Source organism: Verrucosispora sp. WMMD1129 (genome assembly GCF_029581255.1).
Taxonomy (GTDB): Bacteria; Actinomycetota; Actinomycetes; order Mycobacteriales; family Micromonosporaceae; genus Micromonospora; species Micromonospora sediminimaris.
In genome coordinates this window covers 5,093,441-5,119,593 of the sequence record NZ_CP120741.1, presented here as the reverse complement: position 1 = coordinate 5,119,593, position 26,153 = coordinate 5,093,441, and the positions used below count along the sequence as shown (strand labels likewise).

Genomic DNA, 26,153 nt, shown 5'->3' with positions numbered 1-26,153 from the left:
CCAACCGGTCGGAGGCCGACTGTCAGGAGGAGTACGTGCCGGAGCAGCCATCCCGACCGTTGCGCGCCGACGCGCTGCGCAACCGCCAACGGTTGCTGGAGGCGGCCGTCCGGGCGTTTTCCCGGTCCGGCGCGGAGGTAACCCTGGAGCAGATAGCCCGCGACGCCGGAGTCGGAATCGGCACGCTCTACCGGCACTTCCCCACCCGTGAGGCACTCGTCGAGGCCGCCTACCGCAACGAGTTGGAGCGCCTCTGCGACTCCGCCGCCGAGCTGCTCGACCGATTGCCACCGGAGGCGGCCACCCGGGCCTGGATGGACCACTTCATCGACTACCTCGCCACCAAGCGGGAAATGGCCGACGCGCTGCGCCTGGTGATCGCAGCCGGCACCAACCCGTTCGCGCAGAGCCGGGACCGGCTGCTCTCAGCCCTGACCCGACTGCTGGCGGCGGGCGCGGCGGCCGGCACCATCAGGTCGGACGTGGAGCCCGCCGACGTCCTCGCCGGGCTCAGCGGGGTGTCGCTCGCCACCGGCGGCCGGGAACAGCGCGACCAGGCCCGACGCCTGCTCGACCTGCTGATGGACGGCCTGCGGTACCGCCGGCCTGACTGATCGGAAACGGGCGTACGCCCAGGTCGGCGCTGCCAGACTCAGCCCGTGGGCGACATGGGCTGGCGGGGGCGGCTCGGGCCGGCCGTCGGCATCGCACCCGGCGCCCGGGTCGACAAGTTCGAGATCTTCTTCGACCTGGTCTTCGTCTTCTCGTTCTTCATCATCACCCGCGCCACCGCCGCCAACATCAACGGGACCCAACTGCTGCACGCCGCGCTGGTGCTGGCCGTGCTCTGGTGGTGCTGGGTGGTGCACACGGTGGTGGCCACCCGGATCCGCATCGGCGAGGGTTTCGTACCGGTGCTGATGGTCATCGGGATGGCCGCGCTGTTCTGCTTCGCCCTCGCCCTGCCGCAGGCGTTCATGGACCACAAGGAAGAGGCCGGGCCGGTCGTGGTCGCGGTCAGCTACGTGGTCATCCGGGCCATCCACCTGATCCTGTTCCTGCACGTCGTGCGCGACAACCCGGCGGAACGCCGGCAACTGCTCCGGTACGCCCCGGAGTTGGCGCTGAGCACCATGCTGCTGCTCGTCGCGGCGCTGCTGCCTCCGCACATCCCCGATGCCGGGACGGCCGCCCTCGTCCGCGACGCGCTCTGGGTGAGCGTGGTGCTGCTCCAGTACGGCACCGGGCTGCTGGCCCGCACCTGGGGCTGGCAGGTGACCTCGGCGGAGCACTGGACCGAACGGTACGACCTGATCCTGATCATCGCGCTCGGGGAGTCGGTGATCTCCGTCGGCGTCGGCAGCAACCTGCTCGGCCAGGCTCCGACCTGGCCCGGGGTGACCGCCGCCGTCTTCGGGATCTTCTTCACCGCCGCCCTCTGGTGGGTGCACTACGACCTGATCGGACCGGCCGCCCGGATCGCCCTGCACGCCAGCCTGGGTCGCGCCCGGGTACTGATGGCCCGAGACGCCTATGCGTACCTCTACCTGCCGATGATCGCCGGGATCATCCTGTTCGCCCTCGGCGCCGAGGGCATCGTGCACGACGTCGCCGAGCCCGGCGTGCCGGTGACCGAGCCGGCGCGCGGGCCGAACGTGCCGATGCTGTTCGGCGGGGTGTTCCTCTACCTGCTCGGGAACATGGCGTTCCAGCTACGCACCCTGCACACGCTGAGCTGGACCCGGGTCGGCACCCTGGTCGTGCTGCTCGCCGCAATCCCGGTCGCCATGCCGATGCCCGGGCTGGTCGCTCTCGGGCTGCTCACCGCGATCTGTGTCGGCCTGGTCCTCGCCGAAGTGGTGCTGATGTCCGAGGCCCGGCACACGCTGCGCGCGGTGGTCTTCGAGGAGCGCACCACCCACGAGACCAACGAGGCCGCCTACCGCGCCCGCTGGCACGGCCACCCCCCCGGCACAACCTGACACGACCAGGATGTAGCACTTTGTAGCACCTTCGTCTAGCATGGAGCTATGGCAGAGCACGCCCACCGGGAAATCACGCAGCGAGAGCTGCGCAACGACTCCGGGTCGATCATGCGCGGCGTAGAGCGGGGTGATTCCTTCATCATCACGCGCAACGGCACGCCGATCGGCAAGCTGATACCGCTCCGGCGACGCACCTACGTGCCACGCGCCGAGGTGATGGCGGCCTTCGCCACCGCGCCCGTACTCAACGTGGAGCGGTTCCGCCGCGACCTTGACTCGGCAGTCGACCAGGACCTGTCCGACCGTGAGTGGTGACTCGTCTGCCGGCCGTGGGCTGATCGACACGAACATCGTCATCCACCTGGGTGCCCTCGACCCGCAGGAACTGCCCGAAGAGATGGTGATCAGCGCAGTCACGCTCGCCGAACTGTCCGCCGGTCCACACCACACCGACGACCCCGCCGAGCGGGCGCGACGAACCAGCGTCCTGCAACACACCGAGGCCACGTTCGACCCACTACCCTTCGATGCCGAGGCGGCGCGCGCCTTCGGCCTGATCACTGGCGCGGTCCTGGTCACCGGCCGCACCACTCGCCGCCGCATCGCCGACTTGATGATCGCCTCGGTGGCTCACGTCAACCAACTGCCGCTCTACACGACCAACCCGGGCGACTTCACCGGCCTTGCGGACCTGGTCAGCATCCAACCCGTACGCCGCCCCTGACAGAAGCCCGGGCGGCTGCCGACCGCCCGAAGTTCGATCTCCTTGCCGGCTGGGCGCCCGCTGGAGCTGCTGGCAGTCCCCGGCCGACGATTGACGATCAGCACCGACCCTGCCGGAGGTGGCTCGGATGCAACCGCTGGCCAGCGATCACGAATCACCGGCCTCCAGCAGGGCCTGGGCGGTGAGCCAACGGTGCAGCGCCATGGCCAGTTGTACAGGCTGGTCGAGCTGGATCAGGTGACCTGCATCCTCGATCAGCTTCAGCTGGGCGCCCGGGACAAGGTCGGCCAGTCGGTGGGCACGGTCGACCGGGATCCAGGTGTCGTCCGTACCCCACACCACCAGGACCGGCAGGTCCAGACGGGGGTAAAGGTCCTGGATCTCGTCGGTGTAGCGCTGGTCCGCCTGGGCGATCTGCCGGTAGAAAGCGGCCTGCCCGGTCGCACCGAGCCACGGAGACACGAGCGCCTGCATCTGGTCGGGTGTGAGACCCCGGAGGCTGGCTCCGGCGATGTAGGCCCGGAGCGCTCCTTCGTGCACGGCGGGCGGCATGGCGCTGAAAACGTCGGCATTCTCGCGTACCAGCCGGAAGAAATCCGACCCCCAGGGAGCCAGCGCCACCACGTCGACAAGCGCCAGCGACGCGAACGAACAGCCGTGCAGGAGACGAGCCCGCAACGCGACGGCGCCGCCGTAGTCGTGCGCCACGACCTGTGGGGACGGCAACTCCCAGTACGAGAGGAGGTCGGCCAGCAACTCACCCTGGACGTCCAGCGACACCCGGTGCTCTGACAGCTTCGAGGAGAGCCCGTAACCGGGCATGTCCCACAGGTAGACCGTGAACTGGTCGCTCAGGGCCTCGGCGTAGGGGCCCCACAACTGCGACGACCACGGCGTCCCGTGGCAGAACACGACGGCGGGCCCGGAACCCGTCCGACCCCATCGGACCGTACGTCCGCGCCACTCGAACTCTTCCGTCAGATCCATCCGGCCAAGATTGCCAGACGGTCATCGGTGCGAGCAGCTTCGGCTGGCTAAGCTGCGCCGGTGAGCGGACAACGCGAGCAGACGGTCGAAGAAGCGCTCGACGAGTTGCGGAGCGAGTTCGGGGCCGATGACGGCTCCTTCCTGCTGCAACTACGCATCGACCTGACATGGGATCGCGCTGCCTTCGCCCGCCTGGCGGCGGCGATGCGGGTCGTCTGTGAGCGGTACGACCGCCGCGAGGCGCCCGACCAGTGGCTGGTGGAGGGCTTTCGCTCGATCCCGAGCTGGGTTGCCGGGCATACCGCGCACCCCAGCTTCCCCCGGCCAGAACCCGAGAGCTACTACGTCGCGAGCCTCGACCGGCTGCGGGACCTGGCCGCCTGCTTCCTCCACGGCATCAAATGATGCCGGCCACGACGTCGGCAGCTGTCATCCTGCCCGACGGCACCGGCCGACCGGCTCCGATAGCGTGCACGGCGACCGGTCGACCGGCTGGGGCTGTTCAGCCGTCGCTGGTCGGTCCGGACCGCGAGGCCGCCACCGAGGCACCTGACCTCCGTACGCGCCACCGCCACCCCCACCCACGAGGTCGCGTGAGCGCGCTTGACTTCGAGTGTGCTCCAAGCGCGACGCTTGGCGGCATGACGACGACACGGAAACTGGGTCGAAGCGGGATCGAGGTCAGCGCCATCGGCATGGGGTGCTGGGCGATCGGCGGCCCGCTGTGGGGTGACGACCGGCAGCCGTTGGGCTGGGGCGAGGTCGACGACGAGGAGTCGGTGCGGGCCGTGCACGCGGCGCTTGAGCACGGGGTGACCTTCTTCGACACGGCCAGCAACTACGGGGCCGGGCACAGCGAGCGGGTGCTCGGCCGGGCGCTCGCCGGGCGGCGGGACCGGGTGGTGATCGCCACCAAGTTCGGCTTCACCTCCGACGAGGCGACCCGCCGGGCCACCGGCGAGGACCACCGTCCCGAGTACGCGGTGGCGAGTCTGGAGGCGTCGCTGCGCCGGCTCGGCACCGATCACGTCGACCTGTTGCAACTGCACCTGAACGACCTGGCGCCGGCGCTCGCGCTCGACCTGGTCGACACGCTCGAGGGCCTGGTCACCCAGGGCAAGATCCGGGCGTACGGGTGGAGCACCGACCACCCCGACTCGGCCACCGCCTTCGCACCGGCCGCCCCGCACTGCACGGCGATCCAGCACGACCAGTCCGTGCTGCGGGACAACGCCGACATGCTGGCGGTCTGCGAGAAGTACGACCTGGCCAGCATCAACCGGGGGCCGCTGGCGATGGGGCTGCTGACCGCCGCGACCCGGTCGCTTGGCGACGACGACGTGCGGGGGCGGGCACCGGAGTGGTTGCCCTGGTTCACCGACGGCAGGCCGGCGCCGCAGTGGGCGCAGCGGGTGGCTCGGGTACGCGCGGCACTCACCGCCGACGGCCGCACCCTCGCCCAGGGCGCGCTCGGCTGGCTGCTGACCCGCAGCCCGCGTACGGTGCCGATCCCCGGCTTCCGCACGGTGGCGCAGGTCGAGGAGAACGCCGGGTGCTCACCCTCGGGCCGCTGCCCGCCGACGCCTACGACGAGGTCGAGCGGCACCTGTCGGAGCTACGTCGGGACGGGACCGGCACGCGGGCGTGACCGACTCGACCGGGCCGGGTCGCCGCGCGTACCCGAAGATGGAGGGCATGCGGATCCTCATGGCCGGCGCGTCCGGCTTCCTCGGCACCCGGCTGGTCGATCTGCTCGTCGCCGACGGGCACCAGGTGACCCGGCTGGTACGACGACCGCCGCGCGCCGCCGACGAGCGACGATGGTCGCCGTCGGCGGCGCAGTTGGACCCGGCGGTGGTCGCCGAGGCCGACGCGGTGATCAACCTGGCCGGCGCCGGTGTCGGCGACCGGCGCTGGAACGACAGGTACCGGCAGCTCATCCGGTCCAGCCGGGTGGACACCACCACCACCCTGGCCACCACGATCGCCGGGCTGCCGGCTGCCGATCGGCCGGAGGTGCTGCTGAACTCCTCGGCGATCGGCTGGTACGGCAACACCGGCGACCGCGTGGTCGAGGAGGACGCGCCGGCCGGCGAGGGTTTCCTCGCCGACGTGTCCCGGGTGTGGGAGGCGGCCACCCGGCCGGCCGAGGACGCCGGGGTACGGGTGGTGCGGCTGCGCACCGGGCTACCGCTGCACCGCGACGGTGGGCTGCTCAAGCCGCAGCTGCTGCCGTTCAAGCTGGGTATCGCCGGCCGGCTCGGCAGCGGCCGGCAGTGGATTCCGTGGATCTCGATGACCGACTGGCTCAACGCCACCACGTTTCTGCTGGCCCGGGCGGACCTCGCCGGGCCGGTCAACGTGGTCGGCCCGGCCCCGGTCACCAACGCCGAGTTCACCCGCGAGCTGGCCCGCCAACTGAACCGTCCCGCGGTCATCCCGATCCCGGCGCTGGCCCTGAAGGTCGCCCTGGGCGGCTTCGCCCAGGAGGCGCTGACCAGCACCCGCGTCCTCCCCGGCGTCCTCAACCGCGCCCAGTTCACCTTCCGCCACCCCGACCTCCGCACCGCCCTCCACGCCGCCCTCCACGACTGACCCCTCCCCTCCAGCCTGTTGATCATGAGGTTGGCGGCAGGGTTGATCTGAAACTGCCGCCAACCTCATGATCAACGCAGGCGTCGCGGGGGTGGTTAGCAGCCGATGAGCCAGTGGTTGGGTGCGGTTTGGCGCAGGGTGGTGGTGTAGAAGGTGTTGTAGAGGCCCATCCGCTGGTTGGAGCCGTTGGCGTAGGCGTAGCCGCCGGAGTGGTACGCCCGGCCGGCGGAGACGTGGGCGTAGTTGCTGGCGGTGACGCATGTCGGGGCACCGGTGGGGGTCGGGCTCGCGGTCGGGGTGGGTGACGCGGTCGGGCTCGGCGACGTGGTCGGAGTCGCCGTCGGGGTCGGGGTGACGCCGCCGTTCAGGCCGAAGAAGACCGCGTCGTGGTACGTCGAACAGATGGTGTCCAGGAAGTACGCGGCGGCGGTACCGCACTGGTCCGCGCCCGAGCCCGGGTCGACGGGGGTGCCGTGCCCCATGCCGGAGACCCGGTGTACGCGGACCACGTCGTTGCCGTAGACCTCGACGCTGGTGCCGGCCGGCAGTTGCCGGGTGCTGGTGGGCGTCTGCGAGACACCGAGCACGTTGGTCCACTGGTCGCGGGACTCGGTGGCGTTAGCCGTCGCCACCGTGTAGTCACTGGTCCCGTGCCAGATGGCCACCTTCGGGCGGGCACCGGAGTAGCCGGGGTAGGCGTTGCGGACGAGATCACCCCACTGCGCGGGGCTCTTGTCCACACCCGGGCTCATGCAGGAGAAGGCGTTGATCATGCTGGTGGCGCAGCGGTGCGGCAGCCCGGCGATGATCGAGCCGCCGGCGAAGACGTCCGGGTAGGTCGCCAGCATGGTGGCGCTCATCGCCCCACCGGCCGACAGCCCGCTGACGTAGACCCGGTTGGCGGCCGTGCCATACGTCGACTTGGCGTGGTCGACCATCTGCTTGATGGAGAGCGCCTCGCCCTGCCCCCGGGACGTGTCACCGGTCTCGAACCAGTTGAAACAGGAGCTGGAGTTGTTCGCCGAACGCTGCTCGGGGACGATCAGCGCGAACCGCCACTGGTCGGCGTACTTCTGCCAGCCCGAGTTGGCGAAGTAGCCGCTGGCGTTCTGGGCGCAGCCGTGCAGCAGCACCACGGCCGGGGCGCCGGAGGGCAGGTTGTCCGGCCGGTACGCGTACATGGCGAGGTTGCCGGGATTGGAGCCGAAGCCGGTGACCTGGGTCAGGGTTGCGGCCTGGGCGGGCGCGGCGACGGCCACCAGCGCGGTGGCGGCCAGGGCCAGCCCGGCCAGCGCACCGGCGAGCCGGGTACGGGTGCGGCGCACGAGAGCCTCCATGGGGTGTGAGCTGGGTCACCAATGATTGCCGCGACGTTACGCACTCGTGTCACACCGATGACATGGCGGCCGTGCACATATTCGTCGATGTCCGGGTGTGGCAGCACGGGCCGCCGCCTACCTGCCGGGTCTGACCGGCGTGTCCCGGTGCGGTTGGTAACGTCCGCTAGGTGCCCACCTCCCCGTCCGTGGCTCCCGCGCCCGCCTCACCGTCGCCGTCGCGGGTCGCCCGCGACCGCCGCGTCGATCTGATCGTGGTGCTTGTCGCGTTGGCGCTCGCCGTCTGGGTGACCAGCGGGCTGTGGATCGACCCGAACGGGCGGGCGATCACCGTCAACTCCAGCGACCAGGCGCTGTTCGAATGGTTGCTGGCCTTCGGCGGGCACGCGCTGACCCACGGGGACAACCCCCTCTTCACCTATCTCATCAACGTCCCGGACGGGGTGAACCTCGCGGTCAACACCTCGATCACGGTGTACGCGGCGGTCTTCGCCCCGCTGACGTACCTGATCGGCCCGTCGGCCACCTTCCTGGTGATCCTCACCCTCAATCTGGCCGCCACCGCCGTCGCCTGGTACTGGTTGCTCTCCCGGCACCTGGTCCGCAGCCCGCTCGCCGCGGCCGTCGGTGGACTGTTCATCGGCTTCTCCCCCGGGATGGTCTCGCACGCCAACGCCCACCTGAACTGGACCGCCGGCTGGCTGGTGCCACTGCTGGCATGGCGGCTGTTCGCGCTGCGCCGGCCAGGCCACTGGCTGCGTGACGGCGCCGTCCTCGGCGTACTCGTCGCGGTCGCCTTCTCGATCGCCGCCGAGGGACTCTTCTTCACCGCGCTGGCGCTCGGACTCTTCGTCGCCGTCTGGGCGCTGCACCCGGCCAACCGGACCGAGGCCCGCGCCGTACTGCCCTCGTTCCTGCGCGGGCTGGCGGTGACCGCGGTGGTCGCCGGGGTGTTGCTGGCCTACCCACTGTGGCTGCACTTCGCCGGGCCGCAGCGATTCCACGGCACCGGCTTCGACGCGGTGATCCATTCCGAGGACATCGCCGCGTACGCCGCCTATCCGCGCCGCTCCCTGGGCGGCGAGGCCGGGTTCGGCACCTCGCTGGCGCCGAACCCCACCGAGGAGAACTCCTTCTTCGGGCTGCCGCTGCTGGTGCTCGCCGTCGGCTGTTTCGTGCTGTTGTGGCGGGGCGGTGATGCCCGTCGACGGGCCACCCTGTGGGCCCTCGGGATCGTCGCGGTGGTGTTCACCGCGCTCTCGTTCGGGCCGGTGGCCAAGGTCGACGGCCGGCGAACCGACCTGCCGATGCCCTTCGACCTGCTCGGGCACCTGCCGGTGGTGAACGCCGCGCTGCCCGCCCGGTTCGCGCTGGTGGTGACGCCGGTGATCGGCCTGCTGCTGGCGTACGCGGTGGACCAGTTGCGTCGACGTCCGCCCTCCCGCCCCACGGCTGTGGCCTGGACGGTCGGCTTCGCGGTGGCCCTGGTGCCACTGCTCCCCACTCCGCTGCTGACCAGCGAACGTGAGCCGATTCCCCGCTTCATCACCTCCGGCGCCTGGCGGGACTACGTCTCCACGGGAGGGGTGCTGACTCCCGCACCGCTCACCCTCGACGTCTACCCCGACGGCCAGCGTTGGCAGGCGTACGCGCTGGCGAACCGACAGGGAGAATTCGCCATCCCGTCCGGTTTCTTCCTCGGCCCCGGCGGTCCGGACGACCGGGGACGCATCGGTCCGGTGCCGCGCCCGTTCGGCGCGCTGCTGGACCAGGCCGCCCGCAGCGGTCTGCCGCCGATCGTCACCGAGGGCACCCGCGAAGAGGTCCGGGCCGACCTGGAGCACTGGCGAATCGAGACCGTGGTGCTCGCCGACCAGGTGCACGGCGCCAAGTGGCCGGTCGACGAGGAGGCCGTCCGCCGCACCCTGGTCCTGCTCTTCGGTGAGCCGGAGCGGGTCGAGGACGTCTGGGTATGGCAGGTCCAGCGGTGAGCCAGCCGGTCCGGCCGTGAGCCAGCCGGTCGGGCGGTGAGCCAGCCGGTCGGGCGGTGAGCCAGCCGGTCGGGCGGTGAGCCGGCTCACCACTGGTGACCAGCGGGTACGGGTCTAGGCTGGACGCGTGACCGTGACGACCTCCGGCCTGACGGCCGTACGCGCCGGTGTCCTCGACTACTCCGCCGCCTGGGACGAACAGCGGCGCCTGCACGAGGCGGTGGTCACCGGCGGGCAGGGCGATACCGTGCTGCTGCTGGAGCACCCGAGCGTCTACACGGCCGGCAAGCGCACCGAGCCGTGGGACCGCCCGGTCGACGGCACCCCGGTGATCGACGTGGACCGCGGCGGCAAGATCACCTGGCACGGCCCGGGCCAGTTGGTGGGCTACCCGATCGTGCGCCTACCCGACCCGGTCGACGTGGTTGCGTACGTACGCCGGGTCGAGCAGTTGCTGATCGATGTGTGCGCCGAGTTCGGGCTGGCCGCGGGCCGGGTCGACGGGCGCAGCGGGGTGTGGGTGCCCGCCGACGACAAAGGTCCGGAGCGCAAGGTCGCGGCGATCGGCATCCGGGTAGCCCGAGGCGTGACCCTGCACGGCTTCGCCATCAACTGCGACTGCGACCTGGCGTACTTCGACCGGATCGTGCCCTGTGGCATCCGCGACGCCGGCGTCACCTCGCTGACCGCCGAGCTCGGCCGCCCCGTCACCATCGCCGACGTCCTCCCCGCAGTCGAACGCCACCTCCCCACCCTCCTCCCCACCCCCTAACCCCTCCCCCACCCCAGCTCCAGCTCCAGCTCCAGCTCCAGCTCCACCCCACCCAGTCCCGCGGTGATCAAGAAGTTTGCGTCGGTTCCGGTGCGGATCCCCGACGCAAACTTCTTGATCAACCCCGCCGGGGGGTTAGGGGGTTAGGCGGTGGAGGTCTCGGGGGAAGGGGGTTACCTGGCGGATGTTGGGGGCGTGGGTGAGGCGGGCGACCAGGCGTTCCAGGCCGATGGCGAAGCCGCCGTGCGGGGGCATGCCGTGGCGGAACGCGTCGACGTAGCCGGCGTACGGTTCCACCGGCTCACCCCGGTCGGCGAGCGCGGCCAGATAGTCGGCGTGCCGGTGCAGCCGCTGGCCACCGGTGACCAGTTCCAGGCCCCGGAACAGCAGGTCGAAGCCGTTGGAGTAGCCCGGCCGCGCCGGGTCCGGATGGGTGTAGAACGGCCGCTTCGCCATCGGGTACCCGGTGACGAAGAGGAACTCCGACCCGTGCTCGCGCCGGGCCCACTCCCCCAGCGTCCGTTCGTGCGCCGGTGCCAGGTCCGGTTCGTCGGCGGGCGCGTTGGCGATCCGCAGCGCCTCCGTGAAGTGCACCGCCGGGATCTGCGCCGGCACCGGCGGGGGTGTGACGCCGAGGGTGTCCAGCGCACCCGCGGCCCGGTCACCGACCGCGTCGAGCATCCCGGCGAGGGTGTCCCGCAGTACCGTCATCACGTCGCGGTGGTCGGTGACGAAGCCCAGCTCCACGTCGAGCGAGGTGTACTGCGCCAGGTGTCGCACGGTGTCGTGCGGCTCGGCGCGGAAAACCGGCCCGACCTCGTAGACCCGCTCGAAGACCCCGACCATGAGCTGCTTGTAGAACTGTGGCGACTGGGCCAGGTACGCGGGCCGGCCGAACCAGTCCAGCGCGAAGACGTTCGCCCCGCTCTCGGTGGACGAGGCGACCACCTTCGGCGTGTGGATCTCCACGAAGCGGCGGGCGTCCAGCGCGGCCCGGAAGCCGGCCACCGCCGCCGCCGAGATCCGCAACGCGGCCGATCGGGTCGGGTGGCGCAGGGCGACCGGGGCGTGGTCGAGCTGCGTCGGCAGGGTGGCGGCGAGCTCGGGTCGGTAGAGGTCGAACGGGGGCGGCACGGCGGGCGGCCCGAGCGGCCGTACCGTCGGGTCGGTCAGCTCCAACCCACCGGGCGCCGCCGCGTTGGTGACCACGGTGGCCACCACCTCGACGACGGTCTCCTCCGGCAACGCCTCGACCTCGGCGCGCACCGCGGGGTCGGTGACGACCACCTGGGCGAGGCCGACGGCGTCCCGGACGATCAGGAAGGCCACCGACTTGAGCAGGCGGCGGCGGTGAATCCAGCCGGCGATCCGGACGGTACGCCCGGTGTACGGCGCGAGCTGGTCGGACAGGATGCGTTGCACAGTGGCTCTCCTCGGTCGATCGCAACGCCCTGGCCACCTCGGGTGGCGAGGCGTCGCCTCAGCCCCGGGAGGTGTGGGCGAGCGGGAACCTCGCGGTGCCACCACACCTTCGCTCCCGTCGGGGACGGGAGCCTCGTTCGTCGCCTTTTCACCGGGGCCAGCCGGGCGGGCTCTACTGGGCGCGGATGCCGGAGCCGCCCTGCTCAGGACCGTCCAGGCACCAAACGCTGTTCTTCCCGCAGCTCGGGAGGGTCTTCGCGGCCCCGGTGCCAGACCGCCTCGCAGCCACCGGCGGCTCTCTTCAACTGGCGGATCGGTGCGCTACTCGGCTCCGTCGTCGCTACTCGCCGCGCACGCTAACACCCCGTCGGGTCGTCCTGTTACGTGTTTTTTTGCAGCCCGGTGTCCGGCGTCACAGGATTTCCGGGGTGACGGCCGTCGCCCGCCGTTCATCGACCGCCGCCGTCCGGCGTAGGCTCGTTTTGTGACGATCGAGCACTCCGCGCCGACGACCGGCCAGGCCGCGAGTACCGCGACGCCCGCCCCTGAGGGGCGGCGACTGCTGCGGATCGAGGCACGCAACGCCGAGACGCCGATCGAGCGCAAACCGCCGTGGATCAAGGTCAAGGCCAAGATGGGCCCCGAGTACACCCAGCTGCGTGGGCTGGTCGCCCGCGAAGGGCTGCACACGGTGTGCCAGGAGGCCGGCTGCCCCAACATCTACGAATGTTGGGAGGACCGCGAGGCCACCTTCCTCATCGGCGGTGACCAGTGCACCCGCCGCTGCGACTTCTGCCAGATCGACACCGGCAAGCCGGCCGAGTTCGACGCCGACGAGCCGCGTCGCGTCGCCGAGTCGGTGGTGTCGATGGGGCTGCGGTACGCCACCATCACCGGCGTCGCCCGTGACGACCTGCCCGACGGCGGCGCCTGGCTGTACGCCGAGACCGTGCGGCAGATCCACGCCTTGCAGCCCGGCTGCGGTGTCGAGCTGCTGATCCCCGACTTCAACGCGGTACCCGAGCAGCTCGCCGAGGTCTTCGGTGCCAAACCGGAGGTGCTCGCGCACAACGTGGAGACGGTTCCCCGGATCTTCAAGCGGATCCGGCCGGCCTTCCGCTACGAGCGGTCCCTGGACGTCATCTCGCAGGCCCGCGCCGACGGCCTGGTCACCAAGAGCAACCTGATCCTGGGCATGGGCGAGGAGCGCTCCGAGATCTCCCAGGCCCTGCGCGACCTGCACGCCGCCGGCTGTGAGCTGATCACCATCACCCAGTACCTGCGCCCTTCCCCCCGGCACCACCCGGTGGAACGGTGGGTCAAGCCGGAGGAGTTCGTCGAGCTGCGGGAGGAGGCCGAGGAGATCGGCTTCGCGGGCGTGATGAGCGGCCCCCTGGTCCGTTCCTCCTACCGCGCCGGCCGCCTCTACCAGCAGGCCCTCGCGGCCCGCGAACCGGCAACCCTGGCCACCCGCTGACCCACCCGCCCCGGGCCCGCCGCGTCAGGGGTCGGTGAGCAGGTTGAGGCGGTGGGCGAGGGCGGCGGCCTCGACGCGGTTGGTCACGTCGAGTTTCGCGATGATCCGGGAGACGTGCACGCTCGCCGTCTTGGGCGAGATGAACAACTGCTCGGCGATACGGCTGTTGCTGTGACCCGCGGCGACCAGGCGCAACACCTCACGCTCCCGCTCGGTGAGCAGATCCGCGCCCGGTCGACCATTGCCGGCACCACGCAGCCCCACCCGGCGAGCCAGGGTGGCCGCGCGTTCGGCGAGCCGGACCGCGCCGAGCCCGTCGGCGAGCCCCGCCGCCTCACTCACCGCCGCGCCGACCTCGTCGCGCTTTCCCGCACCCGCCGCCGCCTCGGCGTAGCCCAGCAGCACCCGCGCCAGTTCCCCGGGCTGACCGGCGGTCCGCCAGGCGACGAGCGTCTCGGCACCTGACGCTCCGCAGGCGACCACCTCGGCGGCGTACGCCCGCTCGGCGGGAAACCGGGCCGCGACGCCGCCGGCCAGCGCGGCGACCTCGCCCGCCACCGCCTCATCGCCGACGTGTCGGGCGGCCCGGGCCGCCGCGGCCAGCACCGGCCAGCTGTACCGGGGATAGTCGACGATCGCCGGGTCGGTCAGGCACGCCTGCGCCGCCCGCAGCGCTTCGACCCGGTCGTCGGCCGCCAGCGCCGTCTCCAGCCGCAGCAGGTACAGCGGAAGCCGGTTGTGCGGATGCAGGTACGGCTTGGTGAGGAAGCTCAGCGCCCGGGCGACGGTTTCGTCGGCGCGGGGATGCCCCTGTGCCAGGCGCAACGCGGCCCGCAGTTGCAGCCAGTGCAGGCCGGAGACGCCCGGCGGGTCGAGCCGGGCCGCCTCGGCGCAGACCTGGTCAGCCTCCGTCCAACGGCCCAGCGCCAGCAGCGCCTCCGCCCGGTTCGAGAGCAGGTACGCCCCGGTGGAGCGGCTGATGCCGACCCGACGTGCCTCGCTCACCCCGTCCGCGGCGGCCTGCGCCGACTCGTCGTACCGGCCCAGCTCGAACAGCACGTCGGAGATGTGTACCAACGCGCTGACCAGTGCCGGCGTCTCCCCGGCGGTACGCGCCAGCGCCTCGCAACGGCGCAGCTCGGCCAGCCCGAGATCGGCCGCGCCCTCCCGTCGTTTCAGCACCGCCAGCTGCACCAGCAGCAGGGCTGCGTCGGTGTCGGCCGCCTGCGCCGCGGTCACCACCTCGGCGGCGATCCGGGCCGCGTCGGCATGGTCGATGCGGGCCAGGTGATCGGCGAGGTCGGCGAGCAGCCGCAGGCGGTCGGGCCCGTCCGACACCCCTGACACCAGTCGGTACGCCTCCCGCAGTTCGGTCGCGCCGTCGCTCTTGCCGAGCATGGCCAGCATCCGGCCACGCCGATCCAGCAGCCGCGCCGCGCGCAGCGGCTGCTCACCGGTGTCCACCTCGGCCAGCGCAGCCCGGGTCAGGGTCAACGCCCGCTGGTAGTCACCGGCGGTGGTCGCCGCACCGAGCGTCTCCTCAAGCAGCGCGAGGTGGTCCATGCCGAGCCGGTCGGCGGCGTCGGGCACCAGTTCCCAGAGTTCCAGCACCCGTTCCAGCAGCCGGGTCTGCTCGGCGTACGCGTACCGGTCGGCGGCGGCGCAGGCGGCCACCCGGGCGGTCACCAGGGCTCGGGGATGGTCGTGGGCGGCGTACCAGTGGTGGGCGATCTCGGCCGGCGCCCGGCCGGCGGCGACCAGGTGCGGGTGTGCCTCGATGGCGGCGGCGAATCGGGCGTGCAGCCGGGCGTGTTCGCCGGGCAGCAACTCGTCGTGGACCGCCTCACGGACCAGCGCGTGGCGGAATTCGTAGTCGCCGTCCGGGTCGGCCACCAGCAGTTGAGCGGCGACGGCGGCCGGCAGGGCGTCGTCCAGCTCCGCCTCGGGCAGGCCAGCGACCTCGGCGAGCAGTTGGTGGGCCAGGCGGTTGCCGCCGGCGGCGGCGATGCGCAGCACCCGTTGGGCTGGCTCGGATAGCCGGTCCACCCGGGCCAGCAGCAGATCACGCAGCGTCTCCGGCAGCGCGGCGCAGCCGATCGGGCTGCCAGCGGCGGCAAGCTCCTCGATGAACAGGGGGTTGCCCTGCGTACGGTCGTGGATGTCGTCGACCGCCCGCGCGGCCGGCTCGGCACCGAGCAGCCCGGCGAGGACCGCCCCGGTGCCGTCCCGCTCCAGCCGGGACAGCTCGATCCGCTCGACGCCCCGGGCCCGGTCCAACTCGGCCAGGAAGGGCCGCAGCGGATGTCCCCGGTGCAGTTCGTCGGTCCGGTAGGTGCAGACCAGCAGCAGCCGGCCGGTGCGGGCCGCTCGCACCAGAAAAGCGATCAGGTCGCGGGTGGACCGGTCCGCCCAGTGCAGATCCTCGATCACCAGGATCAGCGGCTGGGCGGCGGCAAGCCGGCCGAACAGTTGGGCGACCAGTTCGAAGAGGTAACCCCGGGGGGCGTCCGAGGGCGGTCCGGCGGCGGGCGCGGCGGCACCGGCCGGCCGGGCCAGCTCCGGCAGCAGGCGGGCGAACTCGGCGTCGTACCCGTCGAGGACACCGGGGCCGTCGCGGCGCAGCACCGTCCGCAGCACCGCGGCGAACGGAGCGAACGGCAGGCCGGCCTCGCCGAGTTCGAGGCACTGCCCGACCAGCAGGCGGGCGTCGTCGCCGAGGGAGCGGCCGAACTCCTCCAGCAGGCGGGTCTTGCCGACCCCGGCCTCGCCACCGACCAGAACGGTGACCGGCTCCCCGGCGCGGGCGCGGCCAGCCGCCGCACGTAGTCGCGCCATCTCCCGCTGACGGCCGACGAGGATGGTGCTGGTGGGGCGGACGCTCACGGCACCGAGCATGCCACGCCCGCCGTCGTCCGCCCGCCGGCCGCCGTCCTCCCGGTCGGCTGCTCCCGGGTCGACGCTCAGTGGCGTGCCTCGTCGGTACGCGTCCGATGGTGCCGGCGGTGCAGCCAGCCGCGGGCCGAGCGGTGCGGTAGCGACCGGGCCAGCCGGTCCTGGGCGGCCTCGGCCCGCAGCTCCGCGGCGTGCGTACGGTAGAGGGTGAGCATGAGGTTGGCGTCGTGACCGAACATGGCGCGCTCCCTGCGATCGTCGTCAACTGGTGACTCTGACTCTGCTCGCGAAGGTGCCGCCGGGGCATGGGCACCGCGCCTGATCTGTGCCCACTCGCCCTCCTTACGCCGGGTCGCTGGCGGCATAGTGGCGTCGTAAGGTACTCAGCCGGCCGCGGATCAACGGTGCGGCGGGCGACCACTAGACTCGACGACATGGCAAAGCCCCAGGAGAAGGTCTCGTTCGGCCAGCGGCTGAAGCAGATCGGGTTGGTGTTCCGGTTCACCGCCAAGCAGGACAAGTGGTTCGCCCCCTTGGCCACCGGTGCGGTGCTGATCCCGCTTGCGCTGACCGTGGTCGCGGTCGCGCTCTGGGGCTGGCTCTGGCTGCCGCTGGGCATCCTGTTCGCCCTGCTCTGCCTGCTGATCGTGCTCAACCTTCGGTCGAACCGGGCGATGATGAACGCGGCCGAGGGGCAACCGGGCGCCGCCGCGCAGATCATGGAAAACATGCGCGGTGACTGGCGGGTCTCCCCGGCGGTCAGCTCGACCACCCAGATGGACATGGTGCACCTGGTCATCGGGCGGCCCGGCGTGATCCTGCTGGCGGAGGGCAACCCGCAGCGGGTCCGGGGCCTGCTGGGCCAGGAGAAGCGTCGGCTGGCCAAGGTGATCGGCAACGCCCCGCTCTACGACTACGTCATCGGGCAGGACGAGGGCGAGCTGCCGATCCGCAAGCTACGGATGACGCTGATGCGGCTGCCCCGCAACCTCAGCGGCAAGGACGTCAACTCCCTGGACAAGCGCCTCAAGGCGCTCACCTCCCGCCCCCAGATGCCCAAGGGCGCCATCCCCAAGAATCTCCGCCCGCCGCGCGGCGCGTCCCGCCAGATGCGCGGCCGCTGAGCCCAGCACGGAGGGACCGGTCAGCGCACGGCTCGGGCCCCTGGGCTCGCGCGGGAGGGCGGGTCAGCGCGGTACGGGGGTGACGACCGAGCCGGTTAGGCGGTCGTGCAGGCCGCGCCGGTGCTGATCCATCAGGAGGGCCGGGACGACCAGGGCCAGCAGCACACCCCGCAGCAGTGCCCGGAGCAGGCCGATCCGGCCGCCGTCGGTCCAGTCGACGCACCGGATCCGGGTCAGGTACATGCCGGGGGTCTGGGCGAACAGGCCCAGGAACACGCCGTACAGCAGGATCAGCACCAGCACGGGCGCCCAGGCGTCCCGGGTGGGGCTGGCGAACAGACCCGACGCGAGCAGGCAGAGAATCCAGTCGATGACCAGAGCCCCGAACCGGCGGCCCAGGTCGGCCGGGACGAAGTCGGGATCCGCGGCGGGGGGTGGCGAGGGGCTCGGCTGGGTGGTCACCTTCATGAGCCTAGCCAGCGCGGCAGCCGGCCCCGCGCAGGCCCGGCGCCAGGCGGGAGCCGGACCGGCGCGGGCAGGAGCCGGACCGGCACCGGGCGCGCCGACGCGGAGCGCCAAAAAGGACCAATCTCATCAAGCTTCACTACACTGGCACAGCCGGACCCGTTCCTCGGGTTGAGGTGTCCGGGTCAGGCACTCGGGGTGACCCAACGCGAGGGACGTAACACGGCGGAAACACTGGAGACATGGCCGGGCAACCGCACGGCCATAGCGTCGCCAGGAGCCTAGCTATCCGTGGACGTGCCAGGAGGACGAGTGTTCGCCAATCCCGAGGAACTCCTGCGTTACCTCAAGAACGAGGACGTGAAGTTCGTCGACGTTCGTTTCTGTGACCTGCCCGGCGTCATGCAGCACTTCAACCTGCCGGTGGAGTCCGTCGACGACGACTTCTTCACCAACGGTCTCGCTTTCGACGGGTCGTCGATCCGCGGCTTCCAGGCGATCCACGAGTCGGACATGCTCCTGCTCCCGGACGTCGCCACCGCCTTCATCGACCCGTTCCGCGCGCAGAAGACCCTCGCGCTGAACTTCTTCATCCACGACCCGTTCACCCGCGAGGCGTACTCGCGTGACCCGCGTAACGTGGCGAAGAAGGCCGAGGCATTCCTGGCCGCCAGCGGCATCGCCGACACCGCCTACTTCGGTCCGGAGGCGGAGTTCTACATCTTCGACTCCATCCGCCACGAGACCTCCGCGCACCAGGCGTACTACTACATCGACTCGATCGAGGGCGCCTGGAACACCGGCCGTGAGGAGGAGGGCGGCAACCGCGGCTACAAGACCGCGTACAAGGGTGGTTACTTCCCGGTGCCGCCGGTCGACCACTACGCCGACCTGCGTGACCAGATCGTCCGCCGGCTGATCGACACCGGCTTCACCGTGGAGCGCTCGCACCACGAGGTCGGCACCGCCGGCCAGGCGGAGATCAACTACAAGTTCTCCACCCTGCTGCACGCCGGTGACCAGCTCCAGCTCTTCAAGTACATCGTGAAGAACACCGCCTGGGCCGCCGGCAAGACCGCCACCTTCATGCCGAAGCCACTCTTCGGCGACAACGGCTCCGGCATGCACACCCACCAGAGCCTCTGGCTGGGCGGCGAGCCGCTGTTCTACGACGAGACCGGCTACGCCGGCCTGTCCGACACCGCCCGCTGGTACATCGGCGGTCTGCTGCACCACGCGCCGTCGCTGCTGGCCTTCACCAACCCGACGGTCAACTCGTACCGTCGTCTGGTCCCGGGCTTCGAGGCGCCGGTCAACCTGGTCTACTCGCAGCGCAACCGCTCCGCCTGCACCCGTATCCCGGTCACCGGCAGCAACCCGAAGGCCAAGCGGGTCGAGTTCCGGGTGCCGGACCCGTCGGCAAACGTCTACCTCGCCTTCTCGGCGATGCTGATGGCCGGCCTGGACGGCATCAAGAGCAAGATCGAGCCGCCGGCGCCGATCGACAAGGACCTCTACGACCTCCCGCCGGAGGAGTGGGGCGACGTCAAGCAGGTGCCGGGCTCCCTGCCGGCCGTGCTGGACTCGCTGGAGGCCGACCACGACTACCTGCTCGACGGTGGCGTCTTCACCCCCGACCTGATCTCCACCTGGATCGACTGGAAGCGGGCCAACGAGGTCGACCCGGTGCGTCTGCGCCCGACCCCGCACGAGTTCGCGATGTACTTCGACTGCTGATCTCACTCAGCGCCATCCGGGCCGGCTCCGCACCACGCGGAGCCGGCCCGCGGCGTTTCGGCAAACCCAATACCTTCGCGTCCGATATATTGAGGGAGTGGACACTCCGCTACGCGAACCCACCTTCCTCATCCTGACCGCGCTCGCCCGCGAGCCGATGCACGGCTACGCGATCATCGGCGAGGTCGCAGTCCTCTCCGACGGGCGACTGTCGCTGCGCCCCGGCACCCTCTACGGCGCGTTGGACCGACTCACCGACGCCGGCCTGGTCGAACTCGACCGGGAGGAGACCGTCGACGGACGGTTACGCCGCTACTACCGCCTCTCCCCCACCGGTGACGCCACTCTCGCCGCCGAGACCGAACGGCTGCGCCGCAACGTCGAGGCCGCCACCGCCCGACTGCGCGCCCGGGCGGCGCGTCCACTCGCCCCGCGTACCGCCGGAGGTCTGGCATGAGCGAGCGTCAGCGAGCGAATCATCAACGCAGTGCGCTGGCGCCTCAGGCCGGCACGCAGCGAAGCGGAGGGCCGGCATGAGCGAGCGTCAGCGAGCGAATCATCAACGCAGTGCGCTGGTGCCTCATGCCGGCCCGCAGCGAAGCGGAGGGCTGGCATGAGCACTCTGGAACGCCGATACCGGCACCTGCTGCGGGCGTACCCGACGGACTACCGCCACGACCGCGGCGACGAGATCGTCGGGACGTACCTCGACCTGGCGGACCCGCGACGGCGCTGGCCCTCCCCCGCGGACGCCGCCGACCTCGTGCGCGGTGGCCTCCGCCAGCGGCTGCGGGCCGCCGGCGCCACCGACCTGATTCCCGGGGTACGCCTCGCGGCGCTGCTCGCGCTGACCACCGCCGCCTTCCTGTCCGGCTTCTGGGCACTCGTCGAGCAGAGCCCGCCACCCACGGAGGCGGGTGTGCCGGTGTTCGGCCCGTTCACGTCGACCGGGGTCGTCGCGTGGCTGGCGTGGCTGACGGCGACGTTCCTCGCCCTCGTGGCACCCGGCCGACCGACCCGGGTGGCCATCACGGTGGGGTTGCTGGCCACCGTGGCGGTTCTCTCGATCAGTCCGATCGCCGGCCTGCCTCGGCCCCCACTGCTGGTGCTGGTGCCACAGGTCGCCCTCGGCCTGCTGGCGCTTGCCGTCGACAGCCACCTGCCGCTGCCGGCTCGGGCCCTGCCGACCGTGGCAGCGACGGGTGGCTACGTGTTCGGGCATGCCTACTACTGGGACGCGTATCGGTGGAGCGCCGAACAGTTGCTACCGGCGACCGGGGCGGTGTTGCTGGGGGTCGCGTTGCTGCTCGCCGTCGGGTTGGCCATGCGTCGGGACTGGCGGGGTGGCTGGGCGGTGGTCGCCCTGCTCACCCCGGTCGGTCTACTCAGCGTGCACATCCTGGCCGGGGCGGTGGACGGCCTCGGCGGCGCTCCGCGTCCGACCTATCCGACCCTGGTCGGGGCCGCGCTCACCGTCGGGTTGCTCGGCCCGGCCGTGCTGCCGGCCGCCGTCGCCCTGCGCCGTCGCATCGGGAGCAGCCCCGGGGAACCCTGTCCCACCTGTGGCGCCCGCCGCTGACCGGCCCCGCCGCCACCGCTTGACCGCGCACGGAGCGCCCGGCGGCTGTGGCAGTGCAGGTGCTTTCACACCGGCGTGTCGAACAGCTTTTGCTGCCACGCTCCGGCCGCGCAACCGCGCAACCGCGCGCCTGAGCAGGGGCAGACGGGCGGAGCGCCGTCGATCAGGGTGGGGTTGATCGCCAGGGTCGGCGGCGGGACAGGGACCAGAGGACCGTAGCGAGGACCAGTGCCGTCATCGCAATCGCGCCCGGAGCCTTGGTCAGCCGGGCCACATTGGTGCCGTCCGGCAGAGCGAGGAACGAGGCCAGCGCGCACGGCGCCACGAACCAGGCGGTCCGGGTCGCCGCCACCGCGAGCAACGCCAGCGGCCAGGTGGCGTACCAGGGATGAAACACCGGCGCGAGCACCACAGTGGCCACCAACCCCACCCCCGCACCCCCGACCGGGTTGATCAAGAGGTTTTTGCCCTCGATGAGCGCTTGTTGCGGCGAAAACTTCTTGATCAACGCTTTGGGGTGGGGTTTGGGTGGGGGGTGGAGGGTGGAGAGGGTGCGGAGCCAGAGGAGGGGGAGCAGGGCGGTCAGGAGAAGCAGGGCGGCTGTGCGGGTTACCGGGACCGCGTCGGGGTGACGGCCGAAGAGTTCACCGACGTAGTCGACGAGCATGCCGACGGCGGTCGGCGGCGAGGTCCACTGCACGGTGTCGCCGCTGCGGCCCAGCCCACCGAGCCAGCCGAGCCCGAGACCGGTCAGCCGCGAGAGAGCCAGCAGCCCGCCGACCGCCCCAACGGCCAGCACGCCACCGTCGCGCAGCAGCGTCCGCACGACGGGCCGGCCCCGCACGGTTACCAGCGCCGCGAACGGCAGCACCACCACGGCGGTCGCCTTCACCGACACCGCCAGTCCGAGCAGCACCCCGGCAACCAGCAACACACCGACCCGCCGTAGCGACCCGAGCCGGCCCGGACGGTGGACGAGGACCAGCAGGGCGGGCAGGAGCAGGCCGAGCATCACCGCGTCGTTGTGCGCCCCGGCCACCAGGTGCACGCCGACAAGTGGGCAGGCCAGCAGCAGCCAGGTCGCCCGCCGAGGTGGCACGCCGGCTGCCCGGGCCAGGCCGGGCAGGCAGGCCGCTGCCGCCAGCACGCCCGCGAGCGCCAGCGTCCGCAGCAGCAGCACCGTGCCGACCAGCCCACCGCCGAGCACCACGGCCAGCGCGGCGAGCAGCACGAAGAACGGCCCGTACGGGGCCGGGGTGTCCCGCCAGACCGGCGCGACCGCCTCGGCCCAGGGGCAGCCGGCCGCAGCCACGCCGACGGCGTACGGATCACCACCGTCGGCGTAGATCCAGCCCTGGCAGGCGTACGAATAGACGTCCCGGCTGCCCAGCGGGGCGGTGACCAGCAGCGGCAGCGTCCACCACCCAGCGGTGACGTACGCCCACCTGGTCGACGGCGCACCGTCGCGCAGCGCCCACCAGGCGCCCACCATGGCGATCGTGCCGAGCAACCACAACGCGACGGTCAGCGGTCCACCGTCGGGGGCGGTGGTGGCGTCGGGCAGGGCACCGCCGAGGTACCCGACGACCGCCAGCAGCAGTGCCCCCACCAGTCCGGTGTACCGGGCGACCCGGTCCCGCGTGCCCACCGCCCGGGCATCGGGAGCCCGCCCCAGTCCCCGATCGCGCCCGGGACCCGGATCGCGCCGGAGATCCGGAGCACTACGGTCGCCGGACGCGGAGCGGGGCTCGGGATGGGGACGGGCGCCGGGATCGTTCACCGGCGGTACCTCTCCTCAGGTGCGGGGTCCAGGGACGCCTCGCCGGAACTGGCCCAGTGGGTCCCCTCCTGGAAGGCCCGCCCTAATCGGCAGGCACCGGTTGACGGGCCGCCGTCCGGGCCTCCTTCGCCGACCGTACCAAGCGGACCGTCACCACGATCACGAACAGCGTCATCAGCGGCGCACCCACCGTCTTGGTGTACCGGGGCAGGCCGGTGCCGTCGGCCAGCACCAGGAACGCGGCGTACACCGTCACCGCGCTGAACCACCAGGTGCGCTGCGCGGTGGCGGCGAGCAGCGCCAGCGGCCAGAACCAGTACCAGGGGTGGAACAGCGGGGCGAGCGCCACCGTCGCGGTCAACGCCAGCGCGGCGTGCCAGAGCGGTTCCCGGTGGCGGGCCCGGAACCACAGCCACACCAGCAACGCCGCCAGCACCAGTACCGCGATGCTCCGGGTCACCGGCAACGCGTCGATGTGCAGGCCGAACGGCAGCACCAGGTAACCGACGGTCTGCCCGACGGCGGTGGGCGGCGAGGTCCAGGCGACCACCTCGTTGCCGTGCGACAGCCCGGTGATCCAACCGAGGTCCAGCCCGGCGGCGAGGGTCACGCCGAACAGCGTGGCCACGGCACCGCCGACCACCGGCGTACCGTGGCGCAGCAGCGCGCGCAGCGAGAAGCCGCCGGTGATCGCGGCGAGCGCCGCGAACGGCACCACCACCAGCGCGGTCACCTTGATTCCGGCGGCCAGGCCGAGGACGACGCCGCCGGCCAGCAGCGGCCAGGGCCGCCCGGGGCGACTGACCACCACGGCCAGCCCGGCCACCATCAGCCCGACCATCAGCGCGTCGTTGTGTACGCCAGAGATCAGGTGCACCCCGACCAGCGGACTGGCCAGGGCGAGCCAGAGGGCCCGGCCGGTCGGCACGCCGCACCGACGGGCCAGCACCGGCAGGCAGGCCGCCGTGAGCACGACGCCGGCCACCGCAAGCACCCGGAACAGCGCGATGCTGCCGATCAGGGAACCGGTCGCCGCGACCACCGCGCCGGAGAGCACCACGAACAGTGGCCCGTACGGCGCCGGGGTGTCCCGCCAGATGTACGACATGGTGTCCAGCCACGGACAGGGCAGCGTGGACACGCCGTACTCGTACGGGCTGATGCCATTGGCGTAGCTCGCCCCCTGGCAGGCGTACGCGTAGGCGTCCCGGCTGCCCAGCGGCGGCGCGAACAGGAACGGCAGCGCCCACAGCCCGGCGGTGACCAGGGCCCACCGGGCCGACGGCACCCGGTCCCGCAGCGTCCACCAGGCCACCGCCATGGCTGCGGTGCCGAACAGCCACAGCCCGATGATCAGCGGCCCGTTCGGGCCCAACCAGATCTTGACCGGGTTGGGTCGCAGATCACCGTCGGGCAGCGCACCGCCGAGGAACGCCGCCACGGCGAGCATGATCGATCCAGCCAGTCCGGTCCAGCGCACGAGGTGATGGGGCACGTCCGACATGCTGCCAGTACCGTGTGCCCGCTGCGGAGGTGGGCATCGCGCGGCGGACGCGCGCCGCCCCTGCCCGGCCCCCGCCCGCGCCCACCGGCAACCAACGCACCGGCGGCCGCCCAGCCCAGCCGTCGAGCGCTTACCGTCAGCCGGGCGGGCAGTGGCCGGAGGGCCGCAGGCTGCTCGTGATCTCGAAGGTTCCCGCAGTTCGGGCCCGTACGATGACCCATTCGTCCGGGTCGGCGCTCAGGCACCCGCCTGCTGAGGACAGCGACAGCCAACGGGACCAACGGACCCGGACGAGCACATCGGTGGGGGCGTCGACGGTGAATCGCACCCCCGCGTCGTCGGAGGTGACGAGCCGGGCCGGAGCAGAGACGAGTGGTGCCGGGTCGAGCACCTGGTACAGGCGCCACTGCCCGGGGCGGCCGACCTCCCGCAGGTACGGCTGGCCGGCCAGCACGAGCGTCGCCTCGTCCCGGCCGTACCGGTCGAGGGCCGCGTCCGGCGCGACGGCGACGTAGCTGACGGCGTTGAGGCGCAGCCATTCGCCGTACCGCCCGGCATCGAGACTGCCGTCGTAGAAGAGCGGGTTACGTCCCACGTCGACCTGCCGCTCCCAGCCCCGGACCAGTGGTATGGCGGCGGCTACGAAGGCGCTCTCCCAGTGGTCCCGCAGCGGCACCACTTCGATCCGGCCCACCGGTGCCCGCCGCTCCAGGTCGTCCAGCAACGGCTCATGGAAGGCGGCGTACGCCGGTGCGGACCCCCGGCGGGCGATGTCGTTGGTCATCACCGGGGACTGCCACCAGAACAGCGCGATCAGCAGCGCGGCCAGCCAGCGCCGGCCCAGTCCGACGTACGCCGCGACGACCGGCAGGGCGAAGAGCATCGGCAGGCGCAGCGCGTTCGAGCCGATCGGGCTGGGCAGGTGATAGGCCGCGACCAGGAGCAGCGCGGTGAGCGCGGCACCGACCCGCAGTGCCCGGACCGGTACGAGCGCGAGCACCACCACGGCCAGGGCGAGGTTGATCCGCAGTGATTCGGCGCTGAACGGCTGCCGGCCACCGTTGCCGAAGAGCGCCGCCATCGGCGCCACAGTCACCAGCGGCGCGAGGCACAGGACCAGGGCGGCGGTTCCGGGTCGCCGGTCCCGCCAGACGTCGAGGACCAGCAGGGCACCGCCGGCCAGGCCGAGGAAGAGGCCGGCCACCGGGCTGGCGGCTGTCGCGAGCACAGCCGCCGCACCGGCCGCCGCCAGCCGCCACCAACGCGCCCCCCGGGGCAGCGCCACCAGGCAGAGCGCGAGCAGCGCCCACATCAGGCCGACGGCGAAGGTGATCCGGCCACTGGCCAGGTTCCCCACCAGGACGATCGCACCCAGCACGCCGCCGAGCAGCGGACGGCGGGCACCCGTCAGCACCAGCAGCCAGGCCAGTGCCACGGCGGAGACGACCGCCGCGACCGCACCGACCGGGCGCACCCCGACCAGCGCGCCGAGCATCTGGGTGTAGAGGCTGTAACCGAACTGGTTGACCCCGCCGTACCAGGAGAAGTCCAGCGGGGCGAGACCGTTGCGCTCGGCGAAACCCGCGCGGGCCACCTGCGCAGAGAGGTCGGTGCCCATGGGCGGGGCCAGCAGAAACGCCACAGCCAGCAGCAGCGACACCACAAGCGCGCCGAGGACCGGGCACGCCGCCCTGGGTGCACCGGCACCCGGCGCAGCTTCGGCGGCCTGCCCCTCCGGGACGGCAGCGTGGGTCGAGGTCGGCACCGAGCAGTCCTACCACG

The 26,153-nt window shown here is 71.9% G+C and carries 22 protein-coding genes and 1 pseudogene; 14 read left to right on the top strand and 9 right to left on the bottom strand.

What is annotated here, in order from left to right:
• Positions 1-35 precede the first annotated feature (35 nt).
• The 4 genes from O7624_RS23960 to O7624_RS23945 are packed head-to-tail and all read left to right on the top strand — an operon-like array spanning position 36 to position 2,709.
• Complete coding sequence (locus tag O7624_RS23960; RefSeq protein WP_282237352.1) at positions 36-614, top strand: TetR/AcrR family transcriptional regulator; 579 nt, start codon at positions 36-38, stop codon at positions 612-614.
• Between the two features lie 45 nt (positions 615-659).
• The gene (locus O7624_RS23955) at positions 660-1,982 is read left to right on the top strand and encodes a low temperature requirement protein A (protein ID WP_282237351.1); all 1,323 of its coding nucleotides are present in this window, start codon (positions 660-662) and stop codon (positions 1,980-1,982) included.
• Between the two features lie 48 nt (positions 1,983-2,030).
• On the top strand, positions 2,031-2,300 hold the full coding sequence (locus O7624_RS23950) for a type II toxin-antitoxin system prevent-host-death family antitoxin (protein ID WP_282237350.1): 270 nt from the start codon (positions 2,031-2,033) through the stop codon (positions 2,298-2,300).
• Positions 2,290-2,709: a type II toxin-antitoxin system VapC family toxin gene (locus O7624_RS23945; RefSeq protein WP_282237349.1), complete on the top strand. Its 420-nt coding sequence runs from the start codon at positions 2,290-2,292 to the stop codon at positions 2,707-2,709. The genes O7624_RS23950 and O7624_RS23945 overlap by 11 nt, the downstream gene beginning before the upstream one ends.
• A gap of 147 nt (positions 2,710-2,856) precedes the next feature.
• Here O7624_RS23945 and O7624_RS23940 read toward each other — a convergent pair whose 3' ends face one another.
• Positions 2,857-3,696 (bottom strand): alpha/beta hydrolase, encoded by an 840-nt coding sequence (locus O7624_RS23940; protein WP_282237348.1) that lies wholly within the window; start codon positions 3,694-3,696, stop codon positions 2,857-2,859.
• Between the two features lie 60 nt (positions 3,697-3,756).
• Between O7624_RS23940 and O7624_RS23935 the strand changes: the two genes are divergently transcribed.
• The 3 genes and pseudogenes from O7624_RS23935 to O7624_RS23925 all read left to right on the top strand — a co-directional run bounded on the left by O7624_RS23935 (position 3,757) and on the right by O7624_RS23925 (position 6,291).
• On the top strand, positions 3,757-4,101 hold the full coding sequence (locus tag O7624_RS23935; RefSeq protein ID WP_282237347.1) for a hypothetical protein: 345 nt from the start codon (positions 3,757-3,759) through the stop codon (positions 4,099-4,101).
• A 236-nt stretch (positions 4,102-4,337) separates the two neighbouring features.
• Positions 4,338-5,344 (top strand): annotated as a pseudogene (locus O7624_RS23930) (aldo/keto reductase).
• Positions 5,345-5,391: 47 nt separating this feature from the next.
• Positions 5,392-6,291: a TIGR01777 family oxidoreductase gene (locus O7624_RS23925; protein WP_093401575.1), complete on the top strand. Its 900-nt coding sequence runs from the start codon at positions 5,392-5,394 to the stop codon at positions 6,289-6,291.
• A gap of 95 nt (positions 6,292-6,386) precedes the next feature.
• On the opposite strand, the gene O7624_RS23920 is transcribed toward O7624_RS23925, so the two are convergent.
• Entirely contained in the window at positions 6,387-7,628 is a 1,242-nt protein-coding gene (locus O7624_RS23920) for a PHB depolymerase family esterase (protein WP_282237346.1), read from the bottom strand.
• A gap of 170 nt (positions 7,629-7,798) precedes the next feature.
• Here O7624_RS23920 and O7624_RS23915 point away from each other — a divergent pair, with 170 nt between their 5' ends.
• Both O7624_RS23915 and lipB read left to right on the top strand, forming a co-directional pair.
• Positions 7,799-9,619, top strand: a complete 1,821-nt coding sequence (locus O7624_RS23915; protein WP_282237345.1) for a DUF2079 domain-containing protein — start codon at positions 7,799-7,801, stop codon at positions 9,617-9,619.
• A 127-nt stretch (positions 9,620-9,746) separates the two neighbouring features.
• Complete coding sequence (lipB, locus tag O7624_RS23910) at positions 9,747-10,391, top strand: lipoyl(octanoyl) transferase LipB (RefSeq protein WP_282237344.1); 645 nt, start codon at positions 9,747-9,749, stop codon at positions 10,389-10,391.
• Positions 10,392-10,526: 135 nt separating this feature from the next.
• Here the strand turns inward: lipB and aspS are convergent, their stop codons facing one another.
• A complete protein-coding gene (aspS, locus tag O7624_RS23905; protein WP_282237343.1) occupies positions 10,527-11,813 on the bottom strand; it encodes an aspartate--tRNA(Asn) ligase in 1,287 nt (428 codons plus the stop codon).
• Positions 11,814-12,297: 484 nt separating this feature from the next.
• Here aspS and lipA point away from each other — a divergent pair, with 484 nt between their 5' ends.
• Positions 12,298-13,290, top strand: a complete 993-nt coding sequence (gene lipA / locus O7624_RS23900; protein ID WP_093401253.1) for a lipoyl synthase — start codon at positions 12,298-12,300, stop codon at positions 13,288-13,290.
• A 24-nt stretch (positions 13,291-13,314) separates the two neighbouring features.
• Here lipA and O7624_RS23895 read toward each other — a convergent pair whose 3' ends face one another.
• The gene (locus O7624_RS23895; protein ID WP_282237342.1) at positions 13,315-16,173 is read right to left on the bottom strand and encodes an AAA family ATPase; all 2,859 of its coding nucleotides are present in this window, start codon (positions 16,171-16,173) and stop codon (positions 13,315-13,317) included.
• Between the two features lie 77 nt (positions 16,174-16,250).
• Positions 16,251-16,421, bottom strand: coding sequence for a hypothetical protein (locus tag O7624_RS23890; protein WP_170863258.1), 171 nt, complete (start codon positions 16,419-16,421; stop codon positions 16,251-16,253).
• 195 nt (positions 16,422-16,616) lie between these two features.
• On the opposite strand from O7624_RS23890, the gene O7624_RS23885 reads away from it, so the two are divergent.
• A complete protein-coding gene (locus O7624_RS23885; protein WP_093401255.1) occupies positions 16,617-17,306 on the top strand; it encodes a DUF4191 domain-containing protein in 690 nt (229 codons plus the stop codon).
• A 63-nt stretch (positions 17,307-17,369) separates the two neighbouring features.
• Here the strand turns inward: O7624_RS23885 and O7624_RS23880 are convergent, their stop codons facing one another.
• On the bottom strand, positions 17,370-17,774 hold the full coding sequence (locus O7624_RS23880) for an RDD family protein (protein WP_282237341.1): 405 nt from the start codon (positions 17,772-17,774) through the stop codon (positions 17,370-17,372).
• A 309-nt stretch (positions 17,775-18,083) separates the two neighbouring features.
• Between O7624_RS23880 and glnA the strand changes: the two genes are divergently transcribed.
• The 3 genes from glnA (at position 18,084) to O7624_RS23865 (ending at position 21,087) form a co-directional block, all read left to right on the top strand.
• A complete protein-coding gene (gene glnA, locus O7624_RS23875) occupies positions 18,084-19,508 on the top strand; it encodes a type I glutamate--ammonia ligase (protein ID WP_093401257.1) in 1,425 nt (474 codons plus the stop codon).
• A 97-nt stretch (positions 19,509-19,605) separates the two neighbouring features.
• Positions 19,606-19,965, top strand: coding sequence for a PadR family transcriptional regulator (locus O7624_RS23870; RefSeq protein ID WP_282237340.1), 360 nt, complete (start codon positions 19,606-19,608; stop codon positions 19,963-19,965).
• Between the two features lie 156 nt (positions 19,966-20,121).
• Complete coding sequence (locus tag O7624_RS23865) at positions 20,122-21,087, top strand: hypothetical protein (RefSeq protein WP_282237339.1); 966 nt, start codon at positions 20,122-20,124, stop codon at positions 21,085-21,087.
• Between the two features lie 163 nt (positions 21,088-21,250).
• On the opposite strand, the gene mptB (O7624_RS23860) is transcribed toward O7624_RS23865, so the two are convergent.
• The 3 genes from mptB (O7624_RS23860) to O7624_RS23850 all read right to left on the bottom strand — a co-directional run bounded on the left by mptB (O7624_RS23860) (position 21,251) and on the right by O7624_RS23850 (position 26,136).
• Positions 21,251-22,735: a polyprenol phosphomannose-dependent alpha 1,6 mannosyltransferase MptB gene (gene mptB / locus O7624_RS23860; protein WP_282237338.1), complete on the bottom strand. Its 1,485-nt coding sequence runs from the start codon at positions 22,733-22,735 to the stop codon at positions 21,251-21,253.
• A gap of 214 nt (positions 22,736-22,949) precedes the next feature.
• Complete coding sequence (mptB, locus tag O7624_RS23855) at positions 22,950-24,362, bottom strand: polyprenol phosphomannose-dependent alpha 1,6 mannosyltransferase MptB (protein WP_282237337.1); 1,413 nt, start codon at positions 24,360-24,362, stop codon at positions 22,950-22,952.
• Positions 24,363-24,507: 145 nt separating this feature from the next.
• Complete coding sequence (locus O7624_RS23850) at positions 24,508-26,136, bottom strand: hypothetical protein (protein WP_282237336.1); 1,629 nt, start codon at positions 26,134-26,136, stop codon at positions 24,508-24,510.
• Positions 26,137-26,153: the final 17 nt, after the last annotated feature.

Bases quoted from the DNA above. Each gene is read 5' to 3' on its own strand.
- O7624_RS23950 (WP_282237350.1), top strand. From the start codon at position 2,031: ATGGCAGAGCACGCCCACCGGGAAATCACGCAGCGAGAGCTGCGCAAC.
- O7624_RS23940 (WP_282237348.1), bottom strand. From the start codon at position 3,696: ATGGATCTGACGGAAGAGTTCGAGTGGCGCGGACGTACGGTCCGATGG.
- O7624_RS23865 (WP_282237339.1), top strand. From the start codon at position 20,122: ATGAGCACTCTGGAACGCCGATACCGGCACCTGCTGCGGGCGTACCCG.
- O7624_RS23885 (WP_093401255.1), top strand. From the start codon at position 16,617: ATGGCAAAGCCCCAGGAGAAGGTCTCGTTCGGCCAGCGGCTGAAGCAG.
- O7624_RS23920 (WP_282237346.1), bottom strand. From the start codon at position 7,628: ATGGAGGCTCTCGTGCGCCGCACCCGTACCCGGCTCGCCGGTGCGCTG.
- O7624_RS23925 (WP_093401575.1), top strand. From the start codon at position 5,392: ATGCGGATCCTCATGGCCGGCGCGTCCGGCTTCCTCGGCACCCGGCTG.
- O7624_RS23890 (WP_170863258.1), bottom strand. From the start codon at position 16,421: ATGTTCGGTCACGACGCCAACCTCATGCTCACCCTCTACCGTACGCAC.
- O7624_RS23880 (WP_282237341.1), bottom strand. From the start codon at position 17,774: ATGAAGGTGACCACCCAGCCGAGCCCCTCGCCACCCCCCGCCGCGGAT.